The sequence below is a fragment of the Dyadobacter sp. HNCC25DJ186 genome, from assembly GCF_056895235.1.
The window spans coordinates 905007-920908 of the sequence record NZ_JBXHAS010000003.1 but is presented as its reverse complement, the minus strand read 5'-3'; the positions used below and the strand labels follow the sequence as shown (position 1 = coordinate 920908).

Annotated in this window: 26 protein-coding genes; 3 read left to right on the top strand and 23 right to left on the bottom strand. The window is 41.9% G+C overall.

Annotation, left to right across the window (positions count from 1 at the left end):
• The 22 genes from AC1XUO_RS13780 to AC1XUO_RS13675 all read right to left on the bottom strand — a co-directional run.
• On the bottom strand, positions 1–380 hold a 380-nt coding region (locus AC1XUO_RS13780; protein ID WP_483330393.1), incomplete at its 3' end, for a hypothetical protein.
• Positions 381–427: 47 nt separating this feature from the next.
• A complete protein-coding gene (locus AC1XUO_RS13775; RefSeq protein ID WP_483330392.1) occupies positions 428–919 on the bottom strand; it encodes a hypothetical protein in 492 nt (163 codons plus the stop codon).
• 12 nt (positions 920–931) lie between these two features.
• Positions 932–1786 carry a S49 family peptidase gene (locus tag AC1XUO_RS13770; RefSeq protein WP_483330391.1) on the bottom strand — a complete coding sequence of 285 codons (855 nt, stop codon included), beginning with the start codon at positions 1784–1786 and terminating at the stop codon, positions 932–934.
• A 126-nt stretch (positions 1787–1912) separates the two neighbouring features.
• Entirely contained in the window at positions 1913–2290 is a 378-nt protein-coding gene (locus tag AC1XUO_RS13765) for a DUF1353 domain-containing protein (RefSeq protein ID WP_483330390.1), read from the bottom strand.
• 2 nt (positions 2291–2292) lie between these two features.
• Entirely contained in the window at positions 2293–2679 is a 387-nt protein-coding gene (locus AC1XUO_RS13760; protein WP_483330389.1) for a hypothetical protein, read from the bottom strand.
• Positions 2680–2681: 2 nt separating this feature from the next.
• On the bottom strand, positions 2682–3662 hold the full coding sequence (locus tag AC1XUO_RS13755) for a hypothetical protein (protein ID WP_483330388.1): 981 nt from the start codon (positions 3660–3662) through the stop codon (positions 2682–2684).
• The gene (locus AC1XUO_RS13750; protein WP_483330387.1) at positions 3662–4240 is read right to left on the bottom strand and encodes a hypothetical protein; all 579 of its coding nucleotides are present in this window, start codon (positions 4238–4240) and stop codon (positions 3662–3664) included. The genes AC1XUO_RS13755 and AC1XUO_RS13750 overlap by 1 nt, the downstream gene beginning before the upstream one ends.
• A 50-nt stretch (positions 4241–4290) precedes the next feature.
• Positions 4291–4818, bottom strand: coding sequence for a hypothetical protein (locus AC1XUO_RS13745; RefSeq protein ID WP_483330386.1), 528 nt, complete (start codon positions 4816–4818; stop codon positions 4291–4293).
• A 116-nt stretch (positions 4819–4934) separates the two neighbouring features.
• Positions 4935–5090, bottom strand: a complete 156-nt coding sequence (locus tag AC1XUO_RS13740) for a hypothetical protein (protein WP_483330385.1) — start codon at positions 5088–5090, stop codon at positions 4935–4937.
• Entirely contained in the window at positions 5087–5509 is a 423-nt protein-coding gene (locus AC1XUO_RS13735) for a hypothetical protein (protein ID WP_483330384.1), read from the bottom strand. The genes AC1XUO_RS13740 and AC1XUO_RS13735 overlap by 4 nt, the downstream gene beginning before the upstream one ends.
• A gap of 81 nt (positions 5510–5590) precedes the next feature.
• The gene (locus AC1XUO_RS13730; RefSeq protein WP_483330383.1) at positions 5591–6130 is read right to left on the bottom strand and encodes a hypothetical protein; all 540 of its coding nucleotides are present in this window, start codon (positions 6128–6130) and stop codon (positions 5591–5593) included.
• 5 nt (positions 6131–6135) lie between these two features.
• Entirely contained in the window at positions 6136–6324 is a 189-nt protein-coding gene (locus AC1XUO_RS13725) for a hypothetical protein (protein ID WP_483330382.1), read from the bottom strand.
• Entirely contained in the window at positions 6321–6824 is a 504-nt protein-coding gene (locus AC1XUO_RS13720; protein WP_483330381.1) for a hypothetical protein, read from the bottom strand. Before AC1XUO_RS13720 ends, AC1XUO_RS13725 begins: the two co-directional genes overlap by 4 nt.
• Before the next feature lie 2 nt (positions 6825–6826).
• A complete protein-coding gene (locus tag AC1XUO_RS13715) occupies positions 6827–7063 on the bottom strand; it encodes a hypothetical protein (RefSeq protein ID WP_483330380.1) in 237 nt (78 codons plus the stop codon).
• Positions 7020–7421 carry a hypothetical protein gene (locus AC1XUO_RS13710; RefSeq protein WP_483330379.1) on the bottom strand — a complete coding sequence of 134 codons (402 nt, stop codon included), beginning with the start codon at positions 7419–7421 and terminating at the stop codon, positions 7020–7022. The genes AC1XUO_RS13715 and AC1XUO_RS13710 overlap by 44 nt, the downstream gene beginning before the upstream one ends.
• Before the next feature lie 252 nt (positions 7422–7673).
• Positions 7674–7967: a hypothetical protein gene (locus tag AC1XUO_RS13705; protein WP_483330378.1), complete on the bottom strand. Its 294-nt coding sequence runs from the start codon at positions 7965–7967 to the stop codon at positions 7674–7676.
• Between the two features lie 263 nt (positions 7968–8230).
• On the bottom strand, positions 8231–11041 hold the full coding sequence (locus AC1XUO_RS13700) for a DUF6371 domain-containing protein (protein WP_483330377.1): 2811 nt from the start codon (positions 11039–11041) through the stop codon (positions 8231–8233).
• Positions 11042–11144: 103 nt separating this feature from the next.
• A complete protein-coding gene (locus AC1XUO_RS13695; protein WP_483330376.1) occupies positions 11145–11504 on the bottom strand; it encodes a hypothetical protein in 360 nt (119 codons plus the stop codon).
• Positions 11504–11785 (bottom strand): hypothetical protein, encoded by a 282-nt coding sequence (locus AC1XUO_RS13690; RefSeq protein WP_483330375.1) that lies wholly within the window; start codon positions 11783–11785, stop codon positions 11504–11506. Before AC1XUO_RS13690 ends, AC1XUO_RS13695 begins: the two co-directional genes overlap by 1 nt.
• A 176-nt stretch (positions 11786–11961) precedes the next feature.
• Positions 11962–12099, bottom strand: coding sequence for a hypothetical protein (locus tag AC1XUO_RS13685; protein ID WP_483330374.1), 138 nt, complete (start codon positions 12097–12099; stop codon positions 11962–11964).
• Between the two features lie 166 nt (positions 12100–12265).
• A complete protein-coding gene (locus AC1XUO_RS13680) occupies positions 12266–12574 on the bottom strand; it encodes a helix-turn-helix domain-containing protein (protein ID WP_483330373.1) in 309 nt (102 codons plus the stop codon).
• The gene (locus AC1XUO_RS13675; RefSeq protein WP_483330372.1) at positions 12571–12846 is read right to left on the bottom strand and encodes a hypothetical protein; all 276 of its coding nucleotides are present in this window, start codon (positions 12844–12846) and stop codon (positions 12571–12573) included. Before AC1XUO_RS13675 ends, AC1XUO_RS13680 begins: the two co-directional genes overlap by 4 nt.
• Positions 12847–12938: 92 nt before the next feature.
• Between AC1XUO_RS13675 and AC1XUO_RS13670 the strand changes: the two genes are divergently transcribed.
• The 3 genes from AC1XUO_RS13670 (at position 12939) to AC1XUO_RS13660 (ending at position 14622) form a co-directional block, all read left to right on the top strand.
• On the top strand, positions 12939–13307 hold the full coding sequence (locus AC1XUO_RS13670) for a hypothetical protein (protein ID WP_483330371.1): 369 nt from the start codon (positions 12939–12941) through the stop codon (positions 13305–13307).
• 168 nt (positions 13308–13475) lie between these two features.
• Positions 13476–13991, top strand: coding sequence for a hypothetical protein (locus tag AC1XUO_RS13665; RefSeq protein ID WP_483330370.1), 516 nt, complete (start codon positions 13476–13478; stop codon positions 13989–13991).
• A gap of 100 nt (positions 13992–14091) precedes the next feature.
• Positions 14092–14622, top strand: coding sequence for a hypothetical protein (locus AC1XUO_RS13660; RefSeq protein ID WP_483330369.1), 531 nt, complete (start codon positions 14092–14094; stop codon positions 14620–14622).
• Between the two features lie 765 nt (positions 14623–15387).
• Here the strand turns inward: AC1XUO_RS13660 and AC1XUO_RS13655 are convergent.
• The gene (locus AC1XUO_RS13655; protein ID WP_483330368.1) at positions 15388–15582 is read right to left on the bottom strand and encodes a hypothetical protein; all 195 of its coding nucleotides are present in this window, start codon (positions 15580–15582) and stop codon (positions 15388–15390) included.
• Positions 15583–15902 lie beyond the last annotated feature (320 nt).

The following is a 15902-nucleotide window of genomic DNA, read 5'->3' as shown; positions in this document are numbered from 1 at the left end:
CCCATAATATAGGTACGGCCGGCCAAAGAATGAATGTCCTTCGGATCACCCGGTTCACGGCGCCCCAGATAAGAAGTGCGAAGATTATACAGATCCACTTCGGTGAATTTGATGTCTCCTTTTGCTGGTTTCAGCGTCGCACGTCTATACTTTTGTTGCAGCACTGATGTCGTGTAATCCAGTGTTCCCGTACGACCCGGCTGGGTAATGTTGCTCAATTCATCACGAACCAGGTCCATATCCTGGGTGATTCCCATGGTAACAAAATCGGGTTTTGCGGCAAACCCGGAAGCCATTTTAAGACCAAAGATTTTTTCGTAATCTTTCTTGTCTCTGGTTAAATTTTCGGCCAGTGCCGATACGTCAACAACTCCTGCCATAGCTAATAGATAGTATAAAAAATAATAATTAAATCGATCCAGGATGGTTAGATTCCCTCCATCAGTTTACCGTATTTCTTGCGTAGGTCTGCGTTTTCGTCCGTAACCGAGTCATCCGCTTTGGTATTGTCTGCTTTGGCACCTGCACTATCGGATGAAGGTTTTCCACCACCCAGTGCCGCCTGGTAAGCGTCCCAACGGTCAGCCTTTGCCTTTAAAGCCTTGTTTTCTTCTTTAATTGAAACAGCAGAATTTGCCATTGTCATCAGCATATCGTAGTCTTCAGTGCTGAGATTAACAACGTTCCCCTGCACAACAGTGGCAGATCCTTGCGGGTCTTTTCCTGTATCGGTTTCAACTTTCTTTTCCTGTTTTTTCTCAGAATCGTCGGATTTATCATCGTCCGCGTCGTCTCCTGAATCGTCAGAATCATCCGTTTTGTCGGGCGTAACGTCAGTGGTGATTTTCTTGTCATCAGCACCGATAAAGGCATTAAAAACAGCTTTAAGCTGTCCCAATGATTTTCTGTTCATGTTCATAATTATGGTGCGTTACGCCGCCGCGTTTAATTGGATATCAAGCTTAATCACTCTTGTTACTGCATCGCCCAGGAAGCCGATAGAATCAGCCATACCGTTTTTGACGGCCACTTTTCCAGGATACATTCCACCTTTGAAAATGTTTTCGTCCGTGATCATTGGGCGTCCTGCTTTCACCTGGCGGATAAATTCGTCTCTGATCGGCATCATTTCAGCCTTTACAGTCGCCTGGATTTCTTCGGTCAGCGGTTCAACAGAATTAAACAAGGCCTTTCCTTCAGAGCCGTCAGCCCGAATAATCGTGACCTTAAATCCTTCTTTTTCATACGCTTTGGAAGAATCGACGTGCATAGCAAGCACACCGATAGATCCTACTTCTGAACTGGCAGCACTTTCCATGACGATTTCGTCGCATTGGCTTGCTACCCAGTAGGCTGCACTGGCACAAACGCCCAAAACATAGGCTACAACTGGCTTATTACGTTGTCTGATAATTTCCGCCAGTAGCTCAGTCCCGTCCACGGATCCGCCGCCGGAATTGATTTCCATCACTACCCCGATCACCGAAGTATCGGCATACGCTTCCAGGAGCCAGGCCCCTACGTCTTCGGTCCCCCAGCTGCATAGATCCCCGTTACGTGTCATCGTGCCCATGAGCGGAATAATCGCAACCATGCCCTTTTTGGTGGACATTTTGGGCAAATAATCGTAGTAGGATTCGTTGCCGGATGTCGATTCGAAATACGGTTGCTTCCGGTTTATTTTGAAAGACTTAAAATCGAGTTTATCCGACAAAGCCAACATGGCCATGCGTTCATGGAAGCGGGGTTCAAGTGCCCATTTTTCGGTAAGAAGTTGATGCAGCATCAGCAGTAGTTACAATATTTCGATGCTAACTTCTGAGGGTTTTCTTAAATGAAGTAGGACAAAAAAACACCCTGGCAGAAGATCCGCCAGGGTGTTTATATTATACACACACTATTTTTAACAAAATTACTTAATCCACCAGTTTCGGCCAAAAAGGCGAATGATGTAATACATTAATGTCGATTGCCAAACGGGTACGTTATCTTCAATACAGTTGACCAGAAAAAGCTCGTCGGCTATCTTTCGCGCTTGCCATTCACCCCAAATATTTTGCCCAACCTTGTTATCATACATATAATCATGTAAGACAGCGGCATTGGCCATAAATCCGTGAGGTGGAAAAATCGACCAAAGCAAACGGGGAACTGACGCAAAATCAGTATTGTATCCCTTGGGGATTACAACACCGCCGCGGCATTTGCAATCTTCGGTCACTTCAAACCAATCGTTTTTGGCGTCCATACCGGTTCGCTTTTTAAATCGGATGTCTGGAAATTCTGTCATGGCTAATTAAATCTACCCAGGGCTGACGCTTCCAGGACTGCACCGCGTGAGATATCGAAGGGGTTAACACCGGATTCAACAGCCGCTTTTAACCAAGTATATTGACCAACGGATCCGGTTGGATAATGCCCGGTTTCGTCTTTGAACACGAGGGCGCCCGTGGCCGGGTTTACCATACTGCTGTCGTCGGCCACCAATAAAAACGGATCTCGTTCGATAGCTGCAAAGCCATACAGGCGTTTGCCTTCCTTATCATAGTGCTCAATCTGGCAGATAAGTGTAACAGAACCACTTTTATAATCTTCGTTTTTGCCTACAATGGCAATTTTTCTGGCCACATCCGGATAACCCGGGAAAGGAGAGATTTCAACGCGTTGAATATTTTCCATGTTTAAAAAGTTGTCCAAGCAATTTTTTTGATGATTCCACCTTGCTTTCTGTAGAGATAAGTTGAGTCCGTCACTAATTCCAATTCACCAACTTTGATATCTGTTGAACTTGCAGGGGTATATGAACGAATAAGGGTTTGATCGCCCGTAAAGTAGGATTCAGTAGCGTTGCTGCCTAAAACGAGCGTTCCACCAAGAACGCCGGATCTACGATAGCGAGCCAGACGGTTGAAAGAATCGGAATTGGTGCCGGATGAGCCGCCCATGGCGAAAGTGGCGTTGTTACCCACGTTAAGAGTACCGGGCCCGACTACATTGAGCGTAGAAAATCTGTCTGCATCTGCCATGTTCTGCCTTATAAATACAACTGCTCCCTGCCTCATACGGTAAAAGTATTGGTCACCCATACCAGTACTTCCGTTATGTGCTTCTACTTGAATAATGCCTCTGTTATAGATATTTAGGTCGTAGCCGTGCATGTAGATTTTCCAAGTGCCTTCGCCAACTACTACGTTGTTAGCATCAGGAATGCCCGTTGCTTTTTTAAATGTGAGCGTAACGTTTTGATTTACCATAATCGTTACAAACGGAACCTTAAAATCTATGTTGCTGCTTACTTGCGTATTACCGCTGATAATAATTTCAAGATTCTGGGTTTTTCCGGAATAAAGCTCTGCTACTCTTGCCAGCGTTTTTACGGCACCGATACCAGGTGTGTCGTCGGGCACTGAGCCTGTTTTAGTATCGCTCCCGTTCACTCCGTCGACGTAAACAGTAGCCGAAAGGTTTAAGCTTCGTTGAATGAAATTGGCATTTAATAATTCGCCTGCCTGTTTTACGTCGTCCGCATACTTAACAGCATCGGTGAGCACGTCAATGACATCCTGCTTACAGATCCCGTCATTTAAAAGGCTTCGTTTAGGCTTATTAAACTTAGCTGTGATAGTGTCGATAAAATTTTGAATACTGCTGAAATAGGCCATCAGGCATTAAAGTCAAGTGAAAAATCAATACTAAAATCAGTATCCCGGAAGTGATCGGCAAGGACGAGACCGGCCGGCGAAGTTTCTAAAAGGAAGGCGGGAACTGCAAAACTGCCTGCAAAGCTGACCGTATTGGTATTGATGGTGTTAACACTTTGCCCGATCTGCATCCTTAAACCACGTTCTTCATTGCCCACGATATAGGCCTGGCGGTTTGCATCTTCCACCAGGCAGACAAACTGCTTTTGAAAGTTTTCGTTATAAAAGTCAATAACATCTTTGCGGCTGGCCGGGATCTGGAATTCAATAACAACCTTGCTGACCAGGCCGCCGTCTGTGCGCTCCATTGTTTGTATATATGAACATTGCAGCGGTGGAAATTTCATTTTAGTGATCAGCGCGCCCCGGTTGAGCACCAGGCCACCGGCAGGCACTACCGATACTGAGCCGCCAGGAATCCGGTGACGAACCGGATCCAGGACAGACAAAACTTCTTTTCGGTCGATGACATATAAGTTCAGTACACCGGGTGCATTTGAACGGGAATGCCCCCCGATTTTCTGTTCGGTGATGGTCATTTTTAAAGTCTTTATTAGTGGGACAACTTTTTAATATTTGGGTACAACTTTTAAGCGTATTGGGACGATTTTTGTGCAGAATGGGACGATTTTTTAACCGTCACACGCTTGTAATTTTCCCGAACCTTATGTCTGTACCTTTTGCAAATTGCCCGTAGCGCTTCCTGTTTAATCGGGTCATCATCGATCATAAATTGTTCGTATACCCTAGCAATTGCTCCGCGTTCGGATCCCGCCCTGGCGGTGTATCCCATCGAATAAAAAATGATGAACATTTCAAACATATTGCCCAGCAATGCGCCGATGTAAAGCAGATTGCTTTCTTCAATAAATTCCTTTCGCATCGGGAAAGAGGTATCGACTGACAAATTTTTAAGCTTATCCGATGGAGGCATGTCAGGCACAAACCGCGACGCATAGAAATCGTCCATATCGAATGGCCCTTTCTTTGCGATCATGATCAGCAGCATACCCAGCAAAGTATCCTTGCGCGCTTTTATTGGAAGTTCGCCACCAAACATTTCAGGGCTTGTGAAAAATTGATAAACATGTTGTTCAACAGGGATATCCAGCTTCATAGAAGTTATAATGATTAAGCGTATATTTGAGATACCTTTTACCTCTGTCGGACACTTAATCAGGATTCGATACTTTACCCTCCCAGTTGGCGCTAGGAGGGTTTTTGTTTCTAGGTCTAAGATAATGGTTTGCACTGCTCAGGAGTAGGGCGCTCCGCGACGTCGTCCGGATCTTCTCTTTCAACCTGATCCTTGTCCCGGAAAGCGCAATACGCCTCGTAGGATCCATGCAGCTTTATTTCGTCTGCGAGTTTTGAAATAATTGAGCTCATTTTTGAAGTGGATTAACTGTTTGAAAAACTGCCTGGTAGGTCATAGTATTTCGAAGCTTGATTCTCTGCTGCCATAAATACCCGTGATCCATGACCAGGAAAAGCATGTACAGACAACCTAATGGAGAGAAAAGCCGTTTTGGTGTCACTTGTTCCGGAACTTCAAAAGCTGCAAAAATGTCCGTTTCATCATATTCCCCTGGTTTAATGGCATTTGCATTTATCATGCCTCGGTAAGTTACTGGCGGATCAAATCGCATAACCCTGTTGTCGGACGTTTCTATCCCGTTTCTTCCTGGTGCTCCTAATTTGCAGATCAAAGTACCAGGCTTTAATCCATAGCAGTCTTCCGGTTTCAGTTCTGGGACGCCCCAAATGGCGGGTGCATCATTGAGTAGAAAAGGTTCGAAATGATTCATGTGTTCGTATATTTTCAGAAAAAGTGCCCAGCTGTACGGTATCTGTGGAACAGTGATATTTTACTGTTCCACAGATTGGTTTTAGTTTTTTTCTTCCGACTTGATCAGTATGTCATGCAGCTGGCTAAGCACCCTGTATTTATTCTCCATTTGAAGGGAAAGAATGTAAATACCCCAGTTGGTTGAGTTTCCGTACCTATCGCCTTGGTAGTTGGTATCCGGTAGAAGCAGGTTTTCGAAGGAATCGACGCTGTGGTTGTAAAAATATTTTAGCAGTTCATGAAGCCATTCGACGGTCGGCGGTGCTGACAGCCATAATGCAGCTACCGGATTTTCTTCTTTCTTTGCTGTGTACTCTTTGAGGCCCGGAACGCTGATTCCAAAGAATTCGATAAAATCGCCCTGGGTGGAGTGATCCAGGTTTAAAAAGAAACTGCCGAAACTCTTCTCGCGGCCAGCCCATGAATTACAAAGGTGCTTAGCCGTGTAATCGTCTTTTATGACTGTTTTGATGGTATCCTTACCAAATTTCAGCGAGGACTTTTCAAAAATTCTGTACGTTTTGATAAAGGTAATGGCGTCTGTGATGTTCGAAACTTTGTCTTTATGTAGATTTTCCATTTGTATTAATTTATGAGTGTGATTAAATCTTTTCCGTGATCGTAGTTATCTGCCCAATACCTCCCGTTTGCCTGCCAATACCAGTCACCGGATCTCACTGGGAATGCGCCATTATCGAGGCCTGTTTCGTCGATGGTGACAGAAAGCCCGTTTCGAGTCTGCCAGGTCTGACCTGGCTTGATTTCTTCGCTCATACTGTTTGTGGATTTTCGATTTTGACATCCAGTTTCATGTATTCTGAAACAGTTATTTCGATCATATCCGGAAACGGTTGGTAAGTGCCTACCCATTTAAGTGGTACCTGGATCAGGATGTAATCGTCATGCAAGGCAAGACCAGGTGAAAAATGCATTACTGGCATATTGATGACAGTGTTATATTCGCTCCTTGATATTTTAGGCAAATCGTGAATTTTTTCGTGCAGTTCTTTATTTTTCGCAACGGCTTTCGGGAAATAATAGCCACGATGGTATTTAGTAGGTGCTTTCTTCCAGTTTTCTGGCTGCGATTCCATCAGGAAGCCGATAACTCCACCAGCTGCATGAAAACCGCTTGTCATTGTCCCACCTTCGATGGCTCCCAGGCTTTCAGCAAAACCAGCAATTTCTTTATTGGTTTTATTTATTCGAGCAAAGAGATTTTGGATATTCTCGAAGGTGTCTGATCCTTTTAAAACTTTGAAATATTGTCTCATGATTATGCTAATTCGAAATGATCATTAATTGAGTTTACGACATCTTCCAGGGAGCTGATTTGGTCCTCTAACACACCGATGTTGCTTTCAACTGTTTCGCCCCTTTCCGATGTTTGGAATGATTCGGGCATGTTGTCAAAAGATTCCTGTTCCTGGTCTAAAATTCCCTGGATCTTTTCGATGACGGATTCGAGTTCAGGAATTGCTTTTTGCAATTCCTTCAAGCGTTTTTTGTTCATGATTCTTGCTTAAAATTTCGGTTAGTGTCAATTTGATTTTTGCCAGCTGGATGATTTTGTTACACCATTCAACATTTTCCGTATTCACCCATTCGTCCCTGACCAGAGCAAACCACGACCGGTATCCATAGGAATGCAATCGGGTGTATTTGCGCTCCCTTTCATATTCTTCTATGGTCATTTTCCTACGAAGTTCAGGGGACTGATCTACACCGGTATGTTTTAGATGCCGCTTCCAGGTCCAGATATTCTCATTTACATCCATGCACAATTTGGCAATTGTAGGATTGCGCTCGGTTTTGGTTTTCAGGTGAAGCGTTACATTTCCGTACTCACTCGGCGTAAAAGGAGATTGCATAGGTTCAAATCTGTTAATTGGGAGACTTTCGATAAATGATGTCGACATACTCAGCTTTCGATCTTCCAGCCGCCTTACACGATCGGCATTCCAGAGCTGAGTATGCAGAGTTCATTATCTTGTATCCATCAAAAGCAGAGCACCGGGAACGGTATTGGACAATGACCCAATTTCTCTCCAAAACTGGTTTGGCTCTTTCTGCGCATTTGCAGCTGAATGATTTCATATGTTCGAATCTATTAAGGTGTATGATTAAAAATTTGCTCGTTCGGCCTTCCAGGGCATCAGCTTACGATCGATGACGTATTTCATAAAGCGCCCGATTTCGATGTATTCAATGGTTTCGGCGTGGACATTGAGCAAATCCACCGCGGTACGGTCAAAGCCGGTGGAGAAGGGTTTTGACCAGTCGTGGCCATGGTAAATGCTGATAATTGAAAACAGCCTGCGATCCTTGTCCATCCACCGGCTCCCCTTGGTGATATTGAATGTGTTTGCATCCACTTTTTGGACTTCGACTTTTGTACTTTCCAGAGATTGTTCCATGATGTTTTGAGAAAAAAAACTGTGAGTTTTAAGGGGGTGTATTTTTACTACACTACTACATGTGATCAAGTAATTGATAGTGAGCTTGTTAGTGTTGCTTTTTTGTAGTACGGTCCGTACTACACTTACTACATATACTACACTACTACACTTTTACTACACATTTACTACACTTTTACTACACTTTAATATTTGATTATCAATTACTTATCTTCTTTTGTAGTCTTGTAGTTTCAAAATGCTGAGTTTTTATTTTAAAAAAATCATAAATTTCCACCTGTTCTATTAAGGAAGTCTATGCCGTAGGTATGTTGTAACTGTTTGTAGTTGAGCTCACATGACCCACTTTGTGGTATGGACTTTGCTTGTGAATTTGAGGTGCCATCGTTGATAAATCTTATGTTCTTTGATATGGCATCCCAGTCGCTTTTTCCTGAAAGTGTAGCAAGCTCTGATTGAATAGTATCCCGATCGGGTGGAGATTTGTAATTTATCTGCCTATATTTCTGGGCAAACAAATTGTATAATTTCCGGAAATTGATCATGATATTGTCACCGGTGAAACGAAAGTGTACTTCTTCGTGGATCTGGTGGCTGTCAAACAGCTGTTGAATGATTTCAAAGAATTCAGCTGCTGCTTTACTATCGTTCTGGATCCTGAATTGTCTCATGATAAAGTCTTCACCTAAATCGAGGTATTCTTTCAGGATTTCAGCTTCGTCCATAGTCTCATAATCGAACAGGTTGATTTTTGCCATACTCTGGAAAACCAATGGAGCTGCAAAAACCTGTGACATGTTGGAAAACAGACGTTCGGGTACTTTCTGGCCTTTAAACCGGGTACGAAAACCATTATAAAGCCGGTTGTAAGACACATTGTAATTATCGTTTGCTGTAAGCAGCTGCCGGTATTTCAGTAGCTCCACAGTCATGCAGCCGAGTCCAGCTTCTTCCAACTCTTTCAGCGCGTCATAAGCTTCTTTTTGTACGTCCGATTTGTCGGCTTCGGTAATGGGCACAAACAGACACCTGGAAAAGAATATCGGGTTTGATGGAATATAGTTACTTGTCAAGCCCAGGGCGCTATGGATTTCAACGGTGGCGGTGTCGATACTGTTAAAATCAGCAGCAGACTTGTGATAGCCGTCGTTGTCGTAAGCAGCCTGTAAAAGCCCTTCATTTGGCAGCTCGTTATGAAATTCGTCAAACCATATAATTGTGTTAGCTGCCTGACTCATAAGTTTTACCAAACTGCTATCGGTATTTTTTCCTTTGAGGTTGACACCTTCCTGTTTTCTTCCAAAAGCGGCTGTCAAAACGCGAATCATAGATGACTTACCAGTCCCAGCTCCACCCTTCAAATAAAGGATAGGGGAGAAAGCTTTGTATTTGATGCCGATGTCTCTGAACAAACTGAATATGTAAAAGCAAACAGGTACAAACGCATTTTCCCGGCCGTGGGCAGTCGCATATAAATTCCAAAATTTACTGAAAGGGACTTGTTGATCTGTCAATGCATATCTGGCCTGTTTTGCCTTTGGTTGCTTTGGAATTGACAAATGAAGGTTCGAAGCCTGGATGATTCCAAAGTCATCCGGTGTAAGCATTTCACCGGTTTTTACATTAAATGCCTTGTTTGAAAAGAAGTAGACAGCGCTTTCTGGATGGTAGCCGTAACGAACAACTTTATTGGCCGTGTTAAATTCTGTCCTGGTAAAAAGATAGCTGTGAAGTTCGTCCAGGTGGCCGTCCTTTATTTTGAAACCCAACCGTTTGGCTGCAAGCATGCTTTTAAGCTTTCGCGCGCTACAAAATTCGTCGTGTAATACTTCAATGTAAACCGGATCCCCGATCGCTTTCCGGATTTCCAGAATCCAGCTGACGTTTTCCTGCTCGTCTTCCGTGCGGTATTTGATGTATACCTGAAAGTTTGGGGCCACTTCCTCAAAGTTTTTGCCAGACTTAATCCGCATTCCCTGGTTGACGTACCAAACCGTATTACTGTATTCTTCCTCAGTAATAACTCTTTTCTTTTTTGTTTTCTCCTTGTTAGTCAGCTCTTTACTTTCAACTACTTTTCTAGTTAAAATCTCCTTCTCAACGGTAGCGGCTTCGGGCGTATTTTTTACTTTTTCGGGCTTTTCTTCCACTGGATACAATGCCGGATCCGGATCGACAAAGTACGAAGGCATAACAAGTGCAAGATCCATCAAGTCATCTTTATTGTCGATGATATAATCAGCAATATCATATCCATCAGTCCGGTCTGGGAAAAGATCAACAACATGAAAATTAACCTGGTACGCTTGTAATTTCCTCACGCTGCTGTTGTACTTGCCAGGGCGGCCAGCTTTGTCAGCATCGCATAACCAAACCACTTGCCGGCCAAAAAGCGCCGGTATTTTCGCATCAGTCAAACCAGTGTTTGCTGCGCACGAAAGCCAATCGAATTGCGGGTAGAAAAACGAAGCGATGACCGCGGATTTTTCCGACTCTACCAACATCACCAGCCTATTATTTTCTGGTTCCAGTGGTGCCAGCAGGTGTTCGCCATAAAGGCACATCGAGTATCGTTTTAATTCATCGTCAGGCTGCTTAAAGCTAACGGCGACGAATTCTTTATTACGGTGCCCATCCTCTTTGTATAGCATGGTTTTGGCGTTAACAATGCGGCCTTCACGGTTCCGGAAAATAAAAACCGTCTTATCCCGGTTTCCGCCCAATCCCCACTTTTCAAAATGTTCTGCCGTGATCCCTAGTTTGGTGGCTAAGAAAATGTGCAAAGGCGTATTCAAGGTCTTTCTGACCTTTTCCAGTGTTGCCAGCTGTCCGGCGTCCGGAAATATCAAAACCGGCTGTGGTTGGGGTTCTCGTGCCTTTCCGGAATGTTTTACACCTTTCGGTGTAAGGTGCGCACCACAATTATTTTGCCGGTCACAAATGCCGAATTCTTCCAGGCGATTACCTTCCAGATCTTCGTAAAAGCGGAAAGCGCCTTTGGTCTGGCACTCCGGACAAGTGCCTTTCTTTTTAGGGGATCTTTCTAGTCTAAACGGGTATTCAGTGGACTGCATAAAAGTAAGATTTTTCTCCCTGCTCTCTGAACCAGTAAAACCGGCCAGAGAAACGTATTACTACCCTCCAATAATCAAGATCAGAAAGCAGGGAGTTATATTTTTAAATAGATGAAAAAGCGAATTGAACCTTATTTGCCATTTCATAAAGGGACAATATTTCGAGTTCCTGAAACGGCTTTAACAAGCTATCGGGTAACCTTTTCATATTATCGACAAGATTGGCGCAGTAAGTAATTTTATAACGTCTCATATATATACGTTCCTGTTCTGTGAAGGCTTGGGAAGTAATTACGGATTCCGAAACGTGGTACCTGGCAAACTCCATCTTATCGGCCAATGAAGTATGCACCGGATCCGTTTTGTCTATGTAAGGATCCACCACCTCGCTCACCAAAATGATCGTGTAAGCCAGTATCCATTCATTCCGATTTAATACGACTTCTTTAATAGTTGGCTGCATTAGTAGGTTGATTTAGAGGTAAATGGTTTATTGATGACGGTCTCCATGAAGCGGCGATGGCTTAGAGAAGCAATCGCCAATTGAATGTCCAGCGAAATTTCAGCGTACTGGATTTGCTCATTCATCAGCATACAAGCCAGCTTCCGGTTTGTAGTCGTTCGCCAGGTTTGGAAGGTGATATTTTCGCAGGCGTCAATCTCTTTTTTGTATGCTTCCAGCACACGGATGTCTTTCGGCAGGGCATTATTTTCCCAGGCCTGGATGATGGTGATCAGGTTCATATTGGAGGTATTAGGGTAGTTATAGAATTGAATTCCAGTTTTCTTTATTGATTACAAAATCGCACGTTGTGCAGCGGTGTAAGTATTTTTTCTTAGGGTGTGTCAGTATGATCTTAGCACTTTGAACGTTCCCACAGTTCGGACAAATGATATGATCCAGCTCAAATGGAACATGCTCAAAATCGGCTACTACGGTGGACGTTTTCGTTGGTTTCATGGTTTTCATCGACATAAGATTTACTAAGTTCTTTGATTAGCACGATCGCAGTGGCCAGCATTTTCACAACCAGCAGGATCCACAGGATTATTTCCATGATCATAATCGACGCCGGTTGCTGCGTTGAACGGAACACACAAGCAACATGGTAAAAACAAAGCAGACAGCGGCAGTAACGTAGGCAGGGTATTTTAGGCAAAATTCAGTGACTTTGCCGCCAAAAATAGCCTGGCCGATAATAGACGAAAGGGTATCAGAGTGTTTCATTTGCTCTTCTTTTGGTTAAGGGATTGTAAAGGTGCTTTTACTAAGGCTCTGGATTCAAAATCGGCATCTAAATAATCAATTCTATACCGGATGTTTGCGCCTTCTGCAAAGTATCGTAGCCAGCCTTCTTTTCTCCAAAGCCGTATCGTTGTTAATGATATTCGCAGTCTTTTGCAAGCCTCTTGTTCGGTTAGATAGGCGGTGTTATTTACCAATGCTATGATTTTGTCGTTCTGAAACTTCACTGTTTCCAATAGTTCCAGTTGGTCATTTGGTAGACTTAGTGAAATCGTTGTCGGGCTCATACTATGGGTCTGGATTTAATACCTGCTAATTTTTCAAGGGCGATGGTAACACGTTCAATACGATCCACATTACCACGTTTATTGTTAGAGGTTGCCTGCCCAACCGACCGCATGTAATCGGATCCGATTTTGGTATTAAAAAAGGGATCCGATTTAGCCAGTGCATCTCGCCAATTAACACCTACCTTATCTTTCGCCCGTCCAAACCTGATAAGTAACCGCTCTTTTATGGTTGGAGCCGTTGCCTCAATTTGTCTTGATAAATGCTTCATGAATTTGTAATTTGCGTATACCTTAAATTGTATATGCAAATGTAATTCAGAAAATCTGAAATAATACAGAAATAATGAAATTAAATTTTTGAATGAAAGATAAATACGCCATAAATGATTCGTTTATAAGAATTTACAATAAATTAGTTTCTGAAAAAAAAATTAATGGCAAGGGTGAATTAGCCACATTATTAGACGTCAAGGCGTCAACTATTTCAGAAATAATAGGAAAAAGGCAGGGGGTGACTACTGAATTTATTCAGAAATTCTGTGAGGTGTTTACGTCAGTTACACCTAACGATTTTTTTGAAGTAAATGACTTGCAAAAAAATGATGACAAGAATGAAGAAATTATTCGTCTTCAAAGACAATTACTTAAAATCCAAGATGAATTATTGAAAGTGAAAGAGAAGGAGATTAAGAAAACCGAGAAGCAAGTTTCTCAGCTCAAAAATGATTAGTTGGTTCGTGTTTTCGCCCAACTTTGTCGGCAGTAGACGTGATATTTGATAGAAGTAACGAGAAAATTTGATGACCCCTGTCAGGGTTTTTGTAGACATAGTTCTAAGCTGTTGTAGGTTAGAATATTAGTAACAATTATTTTTTTTATAACACCCAATTTATTTTTAATGAAGAAAAACTCTACTGCTGTATTTCTTGCCGTTTTTTTGTTATTTCTTGGATGTTCCAAATCAAGCGATAATCCTGTTCAAGCAAGCAATGATCTTGAAATTGAAGTTTCTGGTAATGTCGCACTAATCGATATTTATTTTCAAAATCCGGACACAGGTTTACCAGATACGATGGCACTTGTGTCGCCGCCTCAAAAAATAGTTTATAAAAAGCTTACAAAAGATCTGACAATTGTGGTGGAAAAACGAAACGTAATAGGCAATTTGACGATCACGACCACCACTAAGGGTACTAGCACTACAAAATCAACTTCGGCTCCATTCAGCAGAATAAGTAGCTATTATTCTAATTCAGTTGGTATATCCTCTCTTTCGACCCATGAACCAGAAGAGTGGCCATGCGGACAACACAACGGAAATCAATTAATTACTGGTAAAAAGGGTGGGTGCTATTACATTAATAGCAATAGAAACAAAGTGTATGTTGATAGAAGTGAATGCAATTGCAATTAAAGTTCGTCCTGGATAATAACCCATTTAGGGTGTATTATGATAAATGACTTTTCATTAGAGTTTTAGGTATCCTAATCTTTATAACACACTTAAATTTTTTATGAATATAACTATCCTGTCAAAGGAAGAGCTTCACGAGCAAATGGGTGCCGTTAGCTTTTGGAAATCAAAACCCGTTCTACAATCCCTTACGTATTTTTCAGGTGTTTCAGGTTTTGACGAATTACCAAAGCCAATAGTAGTTCCAAAGATTTTGCTAGTTAAATACCCTATTGGTCTTGAAATTCAGATGATTATAGGTTTTAAAACTTTCAGAGTCGGTATTCTGAATAAGAATATTGTAAGTATTCAATTAGAAGAGAGGGAACAAATATTTGAGAGAGAAGAAAAATCTGTTGTCGGTCGGGCTTTAATTGGTGGATTATTACTTGGTCCGTTAGGGGCCGTTGTCGGGGGAATGTCCGGAATCGGATCAAAAGAAGTAAAAGCAAAAATGCCTGAGCTGTTACTTTCTATTTCGTTGAATGTAGATGGAGAAAATAATCTAATTCTTTTTTCTTGCCCTCATGAAAAACGTTTAGAGGTTAGTAAGTTTTTCAGCATTAATTATACAGAACAGTACAATTCTTGACAATTTAAAATTAGGGCAGCATGGTTCAGATTGCTGAAAAATAACTGATAATGTTTCAGGGCTGTTTCAGGGGTAGGAGTTTTGGTTGATACAAGTGACTGAATAGGAGCTTGATATGCAATTATTGGCGTATAACCCTATGGGTCACATGATTGGCCGTTTCGGCCTAGTGTGAAAAATTTAAGACGCTCTAAATGAAAATTTAGAGCGTCTTTTTTTTGTGGGTAAATTTTTGGATTTACGTGCTTCTCTGATCAAGTCAAAAACGGATCAAGTCATAAACTTGTGGAGCAGATAGGATTTTTATAGGTTTGTTTTTTAATCAAATCTGTTTGTTTTGGAGAGCTTCTTGGCACTTATTGATCCGTCATCTCCCAGATGATGAATTTATAATCTCTTATCAATTGTCCGTAATATCAAGCAAATAATGGCAAAAATGGTAAAGAATATCACAAAAGAATAGCCTAAGGCAAACCACCCCACTGTAAAAGACTTCCCATTTCTATTTTGGAGGAATGGGATTAAGTTCCAAATTTGATATCCAAGAAAGAGGGAAGTAATTACAAGCGTGCTTCTCCTTAAATTATCATTTTTGCTATTGAATAAACCAGTTAGCATTCTTACAATTAAATAGCCAACGACAACCAGGTAAATTGTTATAGGGATTATAAATTCCATAATTGTATTATTTAGTTACATGGGCCTTAATATTTTGCCGATAACCTGTTGGTGCCATCGACGAATACCCACAGATAGGTGTATGCGTTAGCTTGTTTTCAGGCTCATGATGTTCAACAGGAACAATAAATATAATCTTGCCCATTTGACATTTTGTCCATATAGGCCCAATCCCAGATCTCTTACTTTCTCGTTCGCTGTATGTAGCTCGTTTTTCTCACAAGACAATAGTGTTAAGAATAATAAGCAAATTCCTACCAATCTTTTAAAGTAGATAGTCATAGAAAAAAAATTTGAGTGTGAAATAATTTAACGCTCAAATTTGAGGCTCTTTGAAAAAAAATCTTTTGATAATTATCAAAAAACTGACTTTAAAGAAGCCGGTGGTGACGATTTTGATAATCATCAAAAAATAAAATTCCGCTGAAAATATGGACTTTGCTTAATCAATCCTGCTAATGCTCCGTCTCCAATCTGTACCCGCTCCATTTCCCATTTACTTTTTGCCGCTACCGATGCCTTTGGATTGGCAGTTCACTTTTCAATTTTGAGCGCTTCTCATTGCATTTTGAAGTTTTAGCGATAGCACTTCTTTACGAGCA

What these genes read in the sequence shown, in the direction of transcription:
- AC1XUO_RS13765 (WP_483330390.1), bottom strand. Translation starts at nt 2,290, where the DNA reads ATGACAGAATTTCCAGACATCCGATTTAAAAAGCGAACCGGTATGGAC.
- AC1XUO_RS13730 (WP_483330383.1), bottom strand. Translation starts at nt 6,130, where the DNA reads ATGGAAAATCTACATAAAGACAAAGTTTCGAACATCACAGACGCCATT.
- AC1XUO_RS13705 (WP_483330378.1), bottom strand. Translation starts at nt 7,967, where the DNA reads ATGGAACAATCTCTGGAAAGTACAAAAGTCGAAGTCCAAAAAGTGGAT.
- AC1XUO_RS13715 (WP_483330380.1), bottom strand. Translation starts at nt 7,063, where the DNA reads ATGAACAAAAAACGCTTGAAGGAATTGCAAAAAGCAATTCCTGAACTC.
- AC1XUO_RS13720 (WP_483330381.1), bottom strand. Translation starts at nt 6,824, where the DNA reads ATGAGACAATATTTCAAAGTTTTAAAAGGATCAGACACCTTCGAGAAT.
- AC1XUO_RS13685 (WP_483330374.1), bottom strand. Translation starts at nt 12,099, where the DNA reads ATGGAAATAATCCTGTGGATCCTGCTGGTTGTGAAAATGCTGGCCACT.
- AC1XUO_RS13665 (WP_483330370.1), top strand. Translation starts at nt 13,476, where the DNA reads ATGAAGAAAAACTCTACTGCTGTATTTCTTGCCGTTTTTTTGTTATTT.
- AC1XUO_RS13775 (WP_483330392.1), bottom strand. Translation starts at nt 919, where the DNA reads ATGAACATGAACAGAAAATCATTGGGACAGCTTAAAGCTGTTTTTAAT.
- AC1XUO_RS13680 (WP_483330373.1), bottom strand. Translation starts at nt 12,574, where the DNA reads ATGAGCCCGACAACGATTTCACTAAGTCTACCAAATGACCAACTGGAA.
- AC1XUO_RS13745 (WP_483330386.1), bottom strand. Translation starts at nt 4,818, where the DNA reads ATGAAGCTGGATATCCCTGTTGAACAACATGTTTATCAATTTTTCACA.
- AC1XUO_RS13655 (WP_483330368.1), bottom strand. Translation starts at nt 15,582, where the DNA reads ATGACTATCTACTTTAAAAGATTGGTAGGAATTTGCTTATTATTCTTA.
- AC1XUO_RS13700 (WP_483330377.1), bottom strand. Translation starts at nt 11,041, where the DNA reads ATGCAGTCCACTGAATACCCGTTTAGACTAGAAAGATCCCCTAAAAAG.
- AC1XUO_RS13760 (WP_483330389.1), bottom strand. Translation starts at nt 2,679, where the DNA reads ATGGAAAATATTCAACGCGTTGAAATCTCTCCTTTCCCGGGTTATCCG.
- AC1XUO_RS13750 (WP_483330387.1), bottom strand. Translation starts at nt 4,240, where the DNA reads ATGACCATCACCGAACAGAAAATCGGGGGGCATTCCCGTTCAAATGCA.
- AC1XUO_RS13690 (WP_483330375.1), bottom strand. Translation starts at nt 11,785, where the DNA reads ATGAACCTGATCACCATCATCCAGGCCTGGGAAAATAATGCCCTGCCG.
- AC1XUO_RS13695 (WP_483330376.1), bottom strand. Translation starts at nt 11,504, where the DNA reads ATGCAGCCAACTATTAAAGAAGTCGTATTAAATCGGAATGAATGGATA.
- AC1XUO_RS13740 (WP_483330385.1), bottom strand. Translation starts at nt 5,090, where the DNA reads ATGAGCTCAATTATTTCAAAACTCGCAGACGAAATAAAGCTGCATGGA.
- AC1XUO_RS13670 (WP_483330371.1), top strand. Translation starts at nt 12,939, where the DNA reads ATGAAAGATAAATACGCCATAAATGATTCGTTTATAAGAATTTACAAT.
- AC1XUO_RS13710 (WP_483330379.1), bottom strand. Translation starts at nt 7,421, where the DNA reads ATGCAATCTCCTTTTACGCCGAGTGAGTACGGAAATGTAACGCTTCAC.
- AC1XUO_RS13725 (WP_483330382.1), bottom strand. Translation starts at nt 6,324, where the DNA reads ATGAGCGAAGAAATCAAGCCAGGTCAGACCTGGCAGACTCGAAACGGG.
- AC1XUO_RS13660 (WP_483330369.1), top strand. Translation starts at nt 14,092, where the DNA reads ATGAATATAACTATCCTGTCAAAGGAAGAGCTTCACGAGCAAATGGGT.
- AC1XUO_RS13675 (WP_483330372.1), bottom strand. Translation starts at nt 12,846, where the DNA reads ATGAAGCATTTATCAAGACAAATTGAGGCAACGGCTCCAACCATAAAA.
- AC1XUO_RS13755 (WP_483330388.1), bottom strand. Translation starts at nt 3,662, where the DNA reads ATGGCCTATTTCAGCAGTATTCAAAATTTTATCGACACTATCACAGCT.
- AC1XUO_RS13770 (WP_483330391.1), bottom strand. Translation starts at nt 1,786, where the DNA reads ATGCTGCATCAACTTCTTACCGAAAAATGGGCACTTGAACCCCGCTTC.
- AC1XUO_RS13735 (WP_483330384.1), bottom strand. Translation starts at nt 5,509, where the DNA reads ATGAATCATTTCGAACCTTTTCTACTCAATGATGCACCCGCCATTTGG.